Source organism: Aidingimonas halophila (assembly GCF_900106955.1).
Taxonomy (GTDB): domain Bacteria; phylum Pseudomonadota; class Gammaproteobacteria; order Pseudomonadales; family Halomonadaceae; genus Aidingimonas; species Aidingimonas halophila.
In genome coordinates this window covers 15,465-29,008 of the sequence record NZ_FNNI01000008.1, presented here as the reverse complement: position 1 = coordinate 29,008, position 13,544 = coordinate 15,465, and the positions used below count along the sequence as shown (strand labels likewise).

Below are 13,544 nucleotides of genomic sequence, written 5' to 3'. Positions count from 1 at the left end.
ACACCGAAAACAAGGAAATTATACAATAATAATCAATTAGTTAATAAAAAAACGCCAACACCATTATCGAAAATCGAACTTGTACAAAAATGGACGCAATCACTCTCGTGTCCCTTCGCCATCATCCGTATCGTGGTTCAATTCGAGGTTGGCGCGCTCGACCAGCTCATGGGGTAACTCCTTCTTGACAGCCACGCCCAGATCCTTGAATTCAGCGGTCTGTTTGATGAGGTTGCCGCGGCCATTGACCAGTTGTCCCAAGGCTTTGTCATAACTCTGGCGTGCGCCATCGAGCTTCCTGCCGACATCCTCCATACTGCCGAGGAACGTGGTCAGCTTGCTGTAGAACTTTTCAGCCCGATTGGCGAGTTCGGCGGTATGCTTGCTCTGATCCTCGAACCGCCAGAGCTGTCGCACGATATTGAGACTGGTCAGCAGGGTGGTGGGGGTCGCCACCAGGACATTGTTTTCGATGGCACGCTGATACAAACCTTCATCGTGCTTGAGCGCCTCCACGTAGGCCGATTCCACCGGAATGAACATGATCACGACTTCCGGGGAGTTCAGGCCGGGCAGATCATAGTAATGACGGTCCGACAGTTCACGGATGCGGTCCGATACGGCCTGGCTGTGCTCGGCCAGTGCTTGACGCCGCTCTTGCTCGTCCTCGCTGTTCACATAACGCGTATAGGCCGCCAAGGACGTCTTGGCATCGATCACCATGTGTTTGCCTTGCGGCAGATAGACGATCGCGTCCGGCCGCTGGCGCCCGTCCTCTGTGGAGAAACTGACCTCTCGCTGATAGTCCTTGCCCAGGCGCAGGCCGGCGCCATCGAGCACGTTCTCGAGCATCAATTCCCCCCAATTGCCCTGCAACTTTTTCTGCCCCTGCAGCGCTTTGGTGAGCTTGTCGGCCTGGTCGGTGATCTCTCGGTTGAGTGACTGGAGGTTCTTGAGCTCGGTGCGTAGTGCCACCCGCTGCTCGGTCTCCTGATGATGGATCGACTCGACTTTCTCGCGAAAGCCTTTCATCTCGCTCTGGATCGGTTGCAGCAAGCCATGAATATTCTTCTGGGACAACTCAGAGAAGGCCTTGCCCTTGCGATCGAGGATATCGTTGGCGAGATTCTCGAACTCCTGCTTGAGTTGTTCGCGGTTACGTTCGAGCAGAGCGAGTTGCTCCTGAAAGTGGGCCTGCTTCAACTCCAGCGTCTCCGCCAAGCGGGTTTTCTCCTGCGCCATTTCCTGGGCACGCTTCTGCTCGGCGGTGAGTTGCGATTGCAGCGTTTCACGCTCCTGCCGAAGCTGAGCCAACGTTTGATCCCGTGCCTCGAGTTCGGACTCCAGTTTGGCAATACGCACACGATCATCCGACTGCGCCGCTTCGGCCGTCTTCAACGCCTCACCGAGCCGAGAGACTTCCGAGCGCTGCTGCTCAAGTTGTTCGCGCATGACGGCCGCCTCCGATTCCAGCGAGCGACGACGCCGCGCCCCGAACCAACCGGCCAGCGCCCAGGCCGCGACAGCCGCCAGTAATGCGGTGGCAAGCACGTAAATCAGTGAATCGAATGGCATTCGGTGCATCCTTGTCGATCGGCAGTGATATTGCAGTCATCAATGGTATCCTGAGGGGATACAACGTATCCATCGGATGCCACTCATGCTCATGCTGACCGGGAGCCTTTCATGAATGCACCCAAATCACTGGCGTTGATCGGTTTGACCGCCGTGCTGCTGGCCACAACCGGACTGACGGGCTGTACCGTCAACACCTATCCGGACGGCAGCCGCGAAACGGTGTGGGGCACGCCGCAGGATGACGACCCGGATCGGGCCGGCACCATTCGCGATGAAACCGGCGAGACTCGCCCGCAGAACGACGCACCGGACCGCTAGCACTTTCGTTTCCCTGAATCAGCCGACATGCCCCGTCCTGACCGACTTCATGTGGTTTTTGGACAGGGCTTGGTGTGCTCCGGCCATGGTATCGCCTGGCCCTTTACCGCATAACTGGTCCTCAGGACGGTGACCCAACCGCACGATAACAACAATCCTGGCGGAGCATGCGATGGCTGAGCCAATCATCGAAACATCTCACCTGACCAAGAGTTTCAAGGGATTCAAGGCGGTGGACGATATTTCCCTGCGGGTCGAAGCAGAGTCGATCCATGCCCTGATCGGGGCCAATGGCGCCGGGAAAACCACCTGTTTCAATCTACTGACCAAGTTCCTCAGACCCAGTGACGGCACGATTCACTTCAAGGGGCGGGATATCACCTCACTCAAGCCGGATCGCGTGGCGCGCCTCGGCATGGTGCGTTCTTTCCAGATATCCGCGGTCTTCGGCCAACTCACCGTTCTGGAAAACGTCAAACTGGCCCTGCAGCGTCATCGTGGCGAGTCTTATGATTTCTGGAGCTCCGTGCGACGCCTCGATCATCTGCGTGGTCGTGCCATGGAACTGCTGGCGGACGTCGGCCTAACGGATGCCGCCGACACGCCCGCTGCCGAGTTGCCCTACGGTCGCAAGCGTGCGCTGGAGCTCGCCACCACCCTGGCACTGGACCCTGAAGTCATGCTGCTCGACGAACCCATGGCCGGCATGGGGACCGAAGATGTCGGACGCATTGCCGATCTCATTCGCTCTGTGTCACGTGGACGTACCGTATTGATGGTCGAGCACAACCTCGGTGTGGTCGCGGAACTGTGCGACCGGATCACGGTTCTGGCCCGGGGCGGTGTGCTGGTGGAGGGTGACTATGCCACCGTTTCACGTGACGAACGGGTGATCGAATCCTATATCGGAGGAGCACAGCATGCCTGAAGCCGCCCGCGACCCTATCGATGAACCGCTGCTGGCCATTCAAGACCTGCACGCCTGGTATGGCGAGAGCCATGTACTGCATGGCATCGATATCACGGTCCCCCGAGGCAGTGTCGTCACTCTGCTCGGTCGCAATGGCGCGGGGAAATCGACCACCTTGAAGTCGATCATGGGCATGGTGCCGCAACGACGCGGGTCGATTCGGATCCAGGATACCGAGATCATCGACCTGCCCCCCTATGAGATCGCCCCCCAGGGGGTGGCATTCTGTCCCGAGGATCGCGGTATCTACGCAACGCTGGATGTGAAGGAGAACCTGGAACTGCCACCCCGCATCAACCGATCGGGACTCAGCACCGATCAGGTACTGGATCTGTTCCCGAATCTCCGTGAGCGGCTGCACAGCCCTGGCTCCAAGCTCTCCGGCGGTGAGCAGCAGATGCTGGCAATCGGCCGCATCCTGAGGACCGGCGCCAATCTGCTGCTCCTCGACGAGCCCACCGAGGGGCTGGCTCCCAGTATCGTCGAGCAGATCGGCAGTACCATCGCCCGCCTCAAACAGCAGGGATATACCATTCTGCTGGTCGAACAGAACCTGAAATTCGCCATGTCGGTCGCCGACTATCACTATCTGATCGACCATGGCCGGGTCGTCGCCAGCTATGACCGCCGGACCATCCAGCACCACGCAAATGATGTCCTGGAACGGCTGGGCGTTTGACGGGTTGCCGCGTCACTCACGGGAATGGTGGCGAAAGTGGGAGGGTGAGACACCCTTCATGCGCTTGAATGTCTTGGAAAAGGCAAAGGGGCTCTGGTAACCCACTCGTACGGCGATTTCCTCTACCGGTTCATCGGTCGTGGCCAACAGGTGGGCAGCATGCTGCATGCGCAACTGCGTGAGCTGCTGCATTGGACTGCGCCCGAACACCTTGAGGCTGATACGCCGCAGATGCTCGGTACTGACATGGGCGATGTCGGCCATTTCTTCGATGGTCCAGTGCTTTTCCAGGGTCGGCATCACGGCATCGAAGACCGCCACGATACGGGGATCGCGCCGCCATGGATCGGCAAAGCGCGAGATGTAGCGCTCGATGGTGTCCACCCACATCACGCAGCTAGCCGTATCGCCCTGCCCATGGAAGACCTCGCTGTAAAGCCCGAGAATGGCGTGCTTCATCGGTTCCGGATCGAAATGCTGCATGATCGGGGCGATCGTTCCCACCACGGAGCGTGGCGCACTCGGCAGGTAACGCAGCCAACAGTATTGCCAGCGGCTTTCCGGTACCGCATGGAACGCATGCAAGCCGTGCGCGGGCGCGAACGACATCATGTTACGTCGCATGGTTCGCCAACGCCCGTCGAGCAACATCCGTCCCTCACCTCCCAATGACCCATGAATATACGAACCACTCAGGCGGGTGCGAACGATGCGATACGGCACGGCCGCATCGCCGACTCCCACATGGGAGATATGTCGCTGTTCGAGCGCCGGGCAGTCATCCACTCGCACGATCCACTGATGGGTGTCTTCACCAATAATGTGTGTTTCGGATAGGTAGTCGTGCTCTGAAGCCATGGCGCAAGTGTCTCATTTAGCCCTAACTAGTAACGGAGACATAAACACAAGATGCCATCGACGCCAACGATAACAACAGCTCAACAAAGCGAGCAGGAGAGAATCATGCCAGCCAAGAACGCTTTTACAACGATCGCGTTGTCCTCCGCAGTGCTGGGAATCGGCGGTATTTCCAGCGCAGTGGCGGATGACGGTTACACCGACGACGTAGTGCGAATCGGCGTGCTGACCGACATGTCAGGCATTTACAGTGACCTGTCCGGCGAAGCCGCTGTCACGGCCGTGGAAATGGCAGTGGAGGATTTCGGTGGCGAGGTCAATGGGGTACCTATCGAGGTCATCCATGGCGACCATCGCAATGAAGCCGATACCGGTGCCAGCCGCGCCCGCGAATGGTACGACAGCGAAGGCGTGGACATGATCAACGACCTGTCCAATTCCGGGGTCGCGCTAGCGGTGGCTGCCGTCGCCGATGAACGCGAGCGTCACGCCATCGTCAACTCCTCCTCCACGGTGGATCTGACCAACGAGTACTGCTCCCCTTATGTCACGCACTACACCTACGATGCCCACTCGCTGGCCCACGGAACCGGCAAGTCGATCGTCGAGGATGGTGGAGAATCCTGGTTCTTCCTGACGGTGGATTTCGCCTTCGGTATTGGTCTTGAAGAGCAGGTATCCGAGGTGGTGCGCGATGCCGGCGGCCAAGTGGTCGGTGCAGCACGGCATCCGCTGGATACTTCCGATTTCTCCTCTTACGCGCTGCAGGCACAGGCCTCCAACGCCGAGATCATCGGTATCGCCTCTACCGGCGCCGATGCCATCAACGCCATCAACGCCCTGGCCGAATTCGGCGTCACACCCGATCAGCAGCCCGCCGCCCTGCTGCTGTGGTACGACGACATCGACAGCCTCGGACTGGAAACCGCCCAGGAACTGCTGCTGACCAATGCCTTCTACTGGGATGCCGACGAGGACACCCGCGAGTTCTCGGAGCGTTTCTATGAGCGCACCGATCGCATGCCCAACATGGCGCACGCCGGTAACTACTCATCGACCATGCACTACCTGAAGGCCATCGAGGAAGCCGGCAGTGATGATTCCGCGGCGGTGTCCGAGGCGATGCGTGAGATGAAGATCAACGATTTCTTCGCGTCGGATGGCTATATCCGCCCCAACGGCCGCATGGTACACGACCAGTACCTTTGGAAAGTGAAGTCACCCGATGCATCGGAATACGACTACGATTATCTGGAACTGGTGACGACCATTCCCGGCGAGGAAGCCTTCCAACCGCTGGAAGAGAGCACCTGCCACCTGCTCGACGATGAATGACAGGCAATCCTTTCCCGCTGCTCCACGACCTTGTGGAGTAGCGGACGCTGACCGACCTCATTTCCGTTGTGTGCAGGTGATTCCATGCTCTTCGGTGTTCCACTCCAAGCCTTGATGGGCCAACTCATGCTGGGCATCGTCAACGGCAGCTTCTATGCCGTTTTGAGTCTCGGCCTGGCGATCATCTTCGGCGTACTGAAAATCGTCAATTTCGCCCATGGCGCCTTCTTCATGCTGGGTGCCTTCACGGCGTTCCTGCTGGCGCAACATCTCGGTGCCAACTATTGGTTCGTGCTGTTCCTCGCTCCCGTGTTCGTGGCGTTGGTAGGCATGCTGTTCGAATGGCTGTTCCTGCGGCGACTGTACGGACTCGACCCCATCTACGGCTTATTGCTGACCTTCAGCCTGGTACTGGTACTGGAAGGCGGGTTTCGGGTCGCATTCGGCTCATCCGGCCAGCCTTTCTCCACGCCCGACATGCTGACCGGCACCATCAATCTCGGTTTCATGGTATTGCCACTCTATCGTGCCTTCGTCATCGTGGCGGCGCTGTCGTCCTGCCTGGTTACCTGGTATGTCATCGAGCGCACTTCGCTGGGCGCCAGCCTGAGGGCAGCCACGGAGCGTCCGGACCTCACCCAGGCCTTCGGTATCAATGTGCCACGCCTGGTGACGCTAACCTACGGTGCCGGTGTCGGCCTGGCGGCGTTTGCCGGCGTGCTGGCCGCCCCGATCTTCCACGTCAATCCCTCCATGGGCTCCAGTCTGGTCATCACGATATTCGCGATCGTGGTCATCGGTGGGCTCGGCTCCATCAAGGGCGCAATCATCACGGGACTCGGCCTGGGTGTCGTTGAGGGCCTGACGCGGCTTTTCTATTCGGAATTCTCCTCCACCATCGTCTTTCTGATCATGGTGCTGGTGCTCATGTTGCGGCCGGCAGGCCTGTTCGGCAGAGAGGAGGGCTGATCATGCGACGCTGGCTTCTCGTCTTATCCACAATCGGTTTGGCGGCATTGTTGCTGGTACCCTTCATGCCGTCCCTGGTCTACGACATATTCGTCATGAAGGCGTTGTGTTTCGTACTGTTCGCCTGTGCCTTCAACCTGCTGCTCGGTCACACCGGTATCCTCTCGTTCGGCCATGCCGCCTTTTTCGGCACCGGCGCTTATGTCACCGGGCAACTGGTCAAGGAGTACGGCGTGCCCACCGACCTGGGAATCCTTGCCGGTGGCCTCGTGGCAGCACTGTTGGGCGCGGTGATCGGAGCCCTGGCAATCCGCCGCAGCGGCATCTACCTGGCAATGATCACCCTGGCGATGTCCCAACTGGTTTACTTTTTCTTCCTGCAGGCGCCGTTCACCGGTGCGGAGGATGGACTGCAACGCATCCCGCGCGGGGTCTTCCTGGGCATCATCGATCTCCGCAACGACACCGCCCTCTATTATGTCGTACTGGCCATCATTGGCGCCGGCCTATGGGTCATCTGGCGCACGGTCAATTCGCCATTCGGACACGTGCTTCGCGCCATCCGCGAGCACGAGCCGCGCGCCGTGTCGCTGGGCTATCCGGTCGCTCGTTACAAGGTGATGGTCTTTACGATATCGGCAGGCCTCTCCGGCATCGCCGGTTCGCTCAAGGCCATCATCTTCCAGTTGGCCGCCCTCAGTGACGTGCACTGGCACACCTCCGGCGACGTTATCCTCATGACCCTGCTGGGCGGGATGAACACCATTTTCGGGCCCGCCGTCGGCGCCGCCATCATTTCGACGCTCGGCCACTATCTGGATCCCTTTGGCGGCTGGGTGACGGTCATCACCGGCGTGGTGTTCATGACCTGCATCCTGGTATTCCGCCGTGGTGTTCTGGGTCAGATCGAGCAGCGTTTCCAGCACCGATCCGAGCCCTCGACAAGCACTGAGGTCCACGCAGAACCCGACACATCCAACTCACCTAATGGAGCATAATATGGCCCAATTCGACAGAGCCGGCCTGATGGCCAGATTCCAGGACATGGCCAAGCGAGGCCAACCGATCATCGGCGGTGGCGCCGGCACCGGGATTTCCGCCAAATGCGAAGAAGCCGGCGAAATCGACCTGATCGTGATCTATAATTCCGGCCGCTATCGCATGGCAGGACGCGCCTCATCTGCGGGCCTGCTCGCCTACGGCAACGCCAACCAGATCGTTCAGGAAATGGCTCTGGAAGTCCTGCCGGTGGTCAAGCACACCCCCGTACTGGCCGGAGTCAACGGTACCGATCCTTTCGTCATCATGCCCAAGCTGCTGCGTGAGTTGAAAGACCTGGGGTTTGCCGGGGTCCAGAACTTCCCTACCGTGGGACTGATTGACGGTACGTTCCGCATCAGCCTGGAGGAAACCGGCATCACTTATGCGTCCGAAGTGGATATGATCGGGCAGGCGCATGCGCTGGACATGCTGACCACGCCCTATGTCTTCAGTGCCGACGAAGCCGTCGCCATGACGGAAGCCGGTGCTGACATCATCGTACCGCACATGGGCGTCACGGTCGGTGGCACGATCGGGGCCGCCTCCGCCAAGACGCTCGATGAATCGGTACGCCTGATCGACGAGTGGGCCGAGGCGGCACGACGCATCCGCAAGGATGTGCTGGTGATCTGCCACGGTGGACCGATCGCCACCCCCGAAGATGCCACCTACGTGATGCACCACAGCGAGCATTGCAACGGTTTCTACGGCGCCAGCAGCATGGAGCGCCTACCGACCGAAATCGCACTCACTCAGCAGATCCGCCATTTCAAGGCCATTCAATAATCAACAAGAGGAGGCACGCCATGGCCAGGGTCTACATCAGTGCCGTCATGCCAGTCACGCTCGAGCAGGCCTGGAGCGTACTGCGAGACTTCAACGGACTGCCTGACTACCACCCGTTCTTCGCCCGAAGTTACATCGAGGACGGCAAGCCCGCCGACCAGATCGGCTGTGTACGCCACTTCCATGATCACGACGGCAATGCCATTCGCGAGGAGCTGCTGTCCCTCTCCGATCGGGATCATCTGTGCTGCTATCGCATCCTGGAGGCTCCCGCACTCCCGGTTCGGCACTATATCTCCGAGATGCGGCTGAAACCCGTCACCACCACCAACGAGTGTTTCGGAGAATGGTGGGCGGAATTCGAGGTCGACGACGTGCATTACGAGGATGTCATGCAGCGGGTTTCGGATACCTTTCGTCTGGCTTTCGAGGGAGTGACCGAACGCCTGTCTTGAGCCCGACTCACGGCCCCAACGCGATAGACAACAACAAGGCCCCGCACGACGAGGACCGCACAGGAGCACGCCATGGCAAACATTGCCTATCTGATCGGTACCTGCGATACCAAGGCCGACGAACTTGGCTATGTGCGCGACCTGCTACGAGCCGACGGTCTGACAACCCGAGTCGTGGATGTCAGCACCGGCGGTGCAGACAGCAGCTGCGCCGACATCCAGGCCAGAGACGTTGCCGCCTGTCATCCCGAGGGACCCCGGGCGGTCTTCCTCAACGACCGTGGCCGTTCGATCGCCGCCATGGCCGACGCCCTGCAACACTACCTGGCCCAAGCGCATGATATCGGGGGCGTGATCGGCCTCGGTGGTTCCGGCGGTACCGCCCTGGTGACCCCCGCCATGCGTGATCTCGCCATCGGCGTGCCCAAGGTCATGGTCTCGACGGTTGCCTCCGGCAACGTGGCACCCTACGTCGGGCCCAGTGACATCGCCATGATCTACTCGGTGACCGATGTCGCCGGCCTCAATCGTATCTCGCGACGCGTGCTGGCCAATGCCGCCCATGCACTGGCCGGGATGATGCAGGGCAAGCTGCCGCCTAATGGCGATGACAAGCCCTCCATCGGACTGAGCATGTTCGGCGTCACGACCGACTGTGTCAGCCAGGTGACTCGTGCATTGGACAACGACTACGATTGCCTGGTATTCCACGCCACCGGAACCGGCGGTCAGTCCATGGAAAAACTCGCCGACAGCGGCATGATCAGCGGCCTGCTGGATATCACCACCACTGAAGTCTGCGACCTCTTCATGGGGGGCATCTTCAGTGCCGGCGACACCCGCCTGGATACCTTGGCTCGGCAGTACATTCCTTATGTCGGTTCCTGCGGTGCGCTGGACATGGTCAATTTCGGCCCCCGCGACACGTTGCCGGCTGCGTATCAGCAACGCCTCATCCACGCACACAATCCGCACGTCACACTCATGCGTACGACCGTCGACGAGAACCGTCGCATGGGCGAATGGATCGGTGCCAAGCTCAATCGCAGTCAGGGACCGGTCCACTTCCTGCTACCCGAAAAAGGCATCTCCGGCCTGGATGCTCCCGGACAACCGTTTCACGACCCCGACGCTGACGCCGCACTGTTCGACGCCCTGGAACAGACCGTCGAGCAGACCGATCAACGACGCATCATCCGTTATCCATACCACATCAATGATCCGGAATTTGCCGCGATGCTGGTAAAACACTTTCGGGAGGTGATGGGGAAGGAATAAGAATACGACCGGCGGATGCCGACCTGATCGGACCACCCGGAGGGTGGTCCGATGGCTCCATCGGCGAGCGGATTACAACTGCGTTTCGAGCACGTAGCTGTTCATGCCTTCACGCGTGCCACCCAGAGACTGGCCGTTCACTTCGAGGACATAATCGCCGGGCTGTACCGATTGATCCAGGGCGATCTGTCCGCCTACCTGATCGGCCTCAGCAACCACATTGCCCTGGTCATCCAGCAACACTCCCTGCAAGCGGTAGTATGCCGCGTCACCGCTTCCGAGGTCCCGACTACGAATTTCCAGTTGCGACGGTTGATCGACCTGCAACGTATAGCGCTGTGTCCCGGCGACCTGTTGCGAGCTTGACGTGCCGGCTTCCAGCGTATGAGTGTTGACTCCACCCATCGCAGAGGCCTGCCCAATCACTCCCAGAACCAGAGCGCTGCCTGCGACTGCCTTCACCATGGCGGTTGCATATTTCATGGGTCTATCTCCTTTCCTCTCCTTGCCCCTTGGGTCCAAGGGGCTTCCGATGGTTTGTAAGCTATCATATTATTAGTTAGCTAACAAAATAGTTGACTTGCATTGTAGAGATAGCGAGTGCTTATCACCATGAAGAACTCAAAGGGCAGGACTATTTGTTGATGAATTGCCGGCCAGCAACACACCAAGGCGTCAACACCTCAGGTTCGGGAGTCGAGTCGGGGAGGAAAGATGGTCATGCTCTATGCCATCGGCGCCCTGGTATTCATCAACAGCGCTGCAGCGAGCAGGACCAGTATCATCAATACTCCTTCGCCAGCGATACTCAGGCGCAAGTGCCGACGGGCATGACGCTCGCCACGCGCCAATGCAGGCACCAGCCGCCATCGGTTGAGTCCACCCAGCATCAACAGCAGCGCGATCAGGGCCAACTTGAGTGACAGTACTCGGCCATAGTTCGAATGCCATAGAGCCGTGGCTTGACCACCCAACAGCCAGGCAGCCAGCACGCCACCGGCCATCAGCAAGACGGCGATCATGACGGCACCGAGACGGCTGAAACGCTGTAGCTGGCGCGACGGCAACGGATCCTGCGAGGATTGGTGCAGCAGACGAAACAATGGTGGGAGAGCCGCCAGCCAGAATGCCGCCATGGCCAGATGCGCGATCAGCAACCCGCTCAGGACAGGCTTCCCGTGGGTATGCCCCACCAGCGTAAAGGCAACCAGTACCAGGAGGATGCCCAGAATACCAACAGTGGCACGCAGGTGGGGAAGCCGGCTCCCTAGCAAGGCCACCTGTAGCAATAGTAGGCCGGCCACCGACAGATACAGGCGTTCACCTTGAGCGCTTTGCAACACGATCCGTAACAGCATGTGATCGTATGCAGCCGTCAGCGAGCTGCCCCCGAGATAGGCTGCATGCAGCGGGCAGAGCAACAAGGCCAGGGCAATCCCAGACCAGGCTGCCACCAGACTATTGCGCTCCAGCCTGGCCTGTTGAGCAACCGGCAGCGCGGGAAAGGCGGCACGAAACAGGACGCCGCCCACGGCCATGAGAGTGGCGACGTAGAAACCCACCGTGGTCAGCTCACGGGCAATCACCCAGATATCCCAGCCACTCAGCAGCATATCGCCCATCGGCTATTCGTCGATCGTAAAGCCGAAGTCACCCGACGTGTCATGACCGTCTTCAGCGAGGCCCCGCCACTCGACCTGATATTCTCCCGGCGCCAGAGGCTCGGCCGGCACGCCTTCGTGCTGCGTTGCCATTGAGCCGATCGAATCCTCTCGCAACTCGACCTTTCCCTGGGAACCGGCGATCTCGAACTGGGTCATCCGCAGCGGAGAGTCGAACTCGACCGCAATGCGTTCCGGTGACTCCTGCAGCACCTCACCATCGACCGGGTGCGTCGCGGTGACATGGGTATGCGACCAGGCCAGGGAACTGACAGTCAACAAGCCGACCGCAACGACCGACCGCCAATGCCACCCGTTGTAACCGGTCGTGCCATCAGTGATCGTCATATGTCTTCTCCTCGTCGGGCTTGTCCGAGCCCTGGTGGGCCAGGGAATTCGCCTGATCGAGACGCGGATGGTTATCGAGGAATTGCCGATGCGGGTCCGCCATGCCGTCCAGCGCTTGAAGCGTGTAGGTCAGGGCGTAGATCGCAGCCATGACATCCTGGGTATTCCCGGCCTCGGATATGGTGTGCATGTTGCGAATGGGGAAGCCAATGGAGGTGGCGGCGCAGTCGATAGCCGCCAGCACACCGGCCATACCGTCGGTGCCGGTGTCGATCCCGACAATGTCACGTTGCATGGGGATCTCGTGCTCCTTGGCCGTGGTCTCGATCAGGCGATTGAGCTGCTCGCTGGCAATGGCACCTACTGACATGGTAAAGCCCTTGCCCATTTCCAGGGGTTGCATGCGCCGGTCGCCGATACCGGGGGCCGCCACGTAGTCGTGGTTCACGTCCACGCCGATGAGTACGTCCGGCTCGAGCTCGCCGGCCAGCACGCGGCTGCCGAAGCGCCCGATCTCCTCGTAACTGGCGATTGCGAACATCACGCGTACCTGCTGCGTGCCACCCGCTTCGGCAATCAGGCGCGCTATTTCCGCCGTGACGAAGCAGCCCAGGCCGTTGTCCAGATAGGCACCGTAGAAGGTGTTGGGGCTGAATCCCGGGCGAATGGGGCGATCGAGCAGGATGGCGTCGCCCGGCCTTACCCCCAGGTTCTCGACTTGCTGTTTCTTGTTGTCGCCATGAATCTGCAAGTCCAGGTAGATCTGCTCTTTCTTGATGCCCTTGTCGCCCGTGCGCACCGATGGATCGGAGAAGTGGATGGCGCCCAGCGCCTCGACCGTGCCGCCCTGGATAACACGATAGTTGCCGGGATTGTCCGGATCTTCGCTGAACAGTTTGACCTCATGCCCGATCAGCACCGTGGGCAGGAAGGAGTCGGTATTGATCCAGATCTTGCCGTCCTCGCCGATGGAGCGCACCTGCATGCGAATCTTGTCGGCATGGCCGACGATCATCACCTTGAACAGGTCGTCCCTGCCCGGATGGGTGTCCAGCACGACACCGGCATGGCCCTTGAACTGATGCAGATGCCAATCCTTCGGGGCGAAACTCTCGAAATACGGTTTGAGCACCCCATAGGTCATGGCCCCTTCGATCCCTACCGGACTGGGGGCATCCAGGATCTCGCGCATCAATTCGAATTGCTGCTCCGGCATGGGTTGTGTCCATGGCTGCTTCGTCTCGCTCATGTCGCTCCCTCTTCATGGT

Annotated in this window: 15 protein-coding genes; 9 read left to right on the top strand and 6 right to left on the bottom strand. The window is 59.8% G+C overall.

The features are described from left to right. Positions 1-99: 99 nt before the first annotated feature. A complete protein-coding gene (locus tag BLW01_RS15440; protein ID WP_092571324.1) occupies positions 100-1,575 on the bottom strand; it encodes a DNA recombination protein RmuC in 1,476 nt (491 codons plus the stop codon). 111 nt (positions 1,576-1,686) lie between these two features. Here BLW01_RS15440 and BLW01_RS15435 point away from each other — a divergent pair, with 111 nt between their 5' ends. The 3 genes from BLW01_RS15435 to BLW01_RS15425 all read left to right on the top strand — a co-directional run bounded on the left by BLW01_RS15435 (position 1,687) and on the right by BLW01_RS15425 (position 3,545). Next, a complete protein-coding gene (locus tag BLW01_RS15435; RefSeq protein ID WP_092571322.1) occupies positions 1,687-1,896 on the top strand; it encodes a hypothetical protein in 210 nt (69 codons plus the stop codon). Positions 1,897-2,068: 172 nt separating this feature from the next. Then, positions 2,069-2,824 (top strand): ABC transporter ATP-binding protein, encoded by a 756-nt coding sequence (locus BLW01_RS15430; protein WP_092571320.1) that lies wholly within the window; start codon positions 2,069-2,071, stop codon positions 2,822-2,824. After that, positions 2,817-3,545 (top strand): ABC transporter ATP-binding protein, encoded by a 729-nt coding sequence (locus BLW01_RS15425; protein ID WP_092571318.1) that lies wholly within the window; start codon positions 2,817-2,819, stop codon positions 3,543-3,545. Before BLW01_RS15430 ends, BLW01_RS15425 begins: the two co-directional genes overlap by 8 nt. A gap of 12 nt (positions 3,546-3,557) precedes the next feature. Here BLW01_RS15425 and BLW01_RS15420 read toward each other — a convergent pair whose 3' ends face one another. Continuing rightward, positions 3,558-4,403: a helix-turn-helix transcriptional regulator gene (locus tag BLW01_RS15420; RefSeq protein ID WP_092571316.1), complete on the bottom strand. Its 846-nt coding sequence runs from the start codon at positions 4,401-4,403 to the stop codon at positions 3,558-3,560. A gap of 105 nt (positions 4,404-4,508) precedes the next feature. Between BLW01_RS15420 and BLW01_RS15415 the strand changes: the two genes are divergently transcribed. The 6 genes from BLW01_RS15415 (at position 4,509) to BLW01_RS15390 (ending at position 10,267) form a co-directional block, all read left to right on the top strand. After that, the gene (locus BLW01_RS15415; RefSeq protein WP_092571314.1) at positions 4,509-5,738 is read left to right on the top strand and encodes an ABC transporter substrate-binding protein; all 1,230 of its coding nucleotides are present in this window, start codon (positions 4,509-4,511) and stop codon (positions 5,736-5,738) included. A gap of 84 nt (positions 5,739-5,822) precedes the next feature. Next, on the top strand, positions 5,823-6,707 hold the full coding sequence (locus tag BLW01_RS15410) for a branched-chain amino acid ABC transporter permease (RefSeq protein ID WP_092571312.1): 885 nt from the start codon (positions 5,823-5,825) through the stop codon (positions 6,705-6,707). Between the two features lie 2 nt (positions 6,708-6,709). Then, on the top strand, positions 6,710-7,705 hold the full coding sequence (locus tag BLW01_RS15405) for a branched-chain amino acid ABC transporter permease (RefSeq protein ID WP_092571310.1): 996 nt from the start codon (positions 6,710-6,712) through the stop codon (positions 7,703-7,705). Position 7,706: 1 nt separating this feature from the next. Then, the gene (locus tag BLW01_RS15400; RefSeq protein WP_175529868.1) at positions 7,707-8,534 is read left to right on the top strand and encodes a phosphoenolpyruvate hydrolase family protein; all 828 of its coding nucleotides are present in this window, start codon (positions 7,707-7,709) and stop codon (positions 8,532-8,534) included. 20 nt (positions 8,535-8,554) lie between these two features. After that, positions 8,555-8,989 carry an SRPBCC family protein gene (locus BLW01_RS15395; RefSeq protein ID WP_092571307.1) on the top strand — a complete coding sequence of 145 codons (435 nt, stop codon included), beginning with the start codon at positions 8,555-8,557 and terminating at the stop codon, positions 8,987-8,989. Positions 8,990-9,061: 72 nt separating this feature from the next. After that, positions 9,062-10,267: a Tm-1-like ATP-binding domain-containing protein gene (locus BLW01_RS15390; protein ID WP_092571305.1), complete on the top strand. Its 1,206-nt coding sequence runs from the start codon at positions 9,062-9,064 to the stop codon at positions 10,265-10,267. Between the two features lie 72 nt (positions 10,268-10,339). On the opposite strand, the gene BLW01_RS15385 is transcribed toward BLW01_RS15390, so the two are convergent. From BLW01_RS15385 to BLW01_RS15370, 4 genes are all read right to left on the bottom strand, one after another. Further along, positions 10,340-10,750 (bottom strand): PDZ domain-containing protein, encoded by a 411-nt coding sequence (locus tag BLW01_RS15385; protein ID WP_092571303.1) that lies wholly within the window; start codon positions 10,748-10,750, stop codon positions 10,340-10,342. 242 nt (positions 10,751-10,992) lie between these two features. Further along, positions 10,993-11,889: a CopD family protein gene (locus BLW01_RS15380; RefSeq protein WP_092571301.1), complete on the bottom strand. Its 897-nt coding sequence runs from the start codon at positions 11,887-11,889 to the stop codon at positions 10,993-10,995. Positions 11,890-11,892: 3 nt separating this feature from the next. Next, a complete protein-coding gene (locus BLW01_RS15375; protein ID WP_092571299.1) occupies positions 11,893-12,276 on the bottom strand; it encodes a copper resistance CopC family protein in 384 nt (127 codons plus the stop codon). Next, positions 12,263-13,525 (bottom strand): M20/M25/M40 family metallo-hydrolase, encoded by a 1,263-nt coding sequence (locus BLW01_RS15370; protein WP_092571297.1) that lies wholly within the window; start codon positions 13,523-13,525, stop codon positions 12,263-12,265. Before BLW01_RS15370 ends, BLW01_RS15375 begins: the two co-directional genes overlap by 14 nt. Positions 13,526-13,544: the final 19 nt, after the last annotated feature.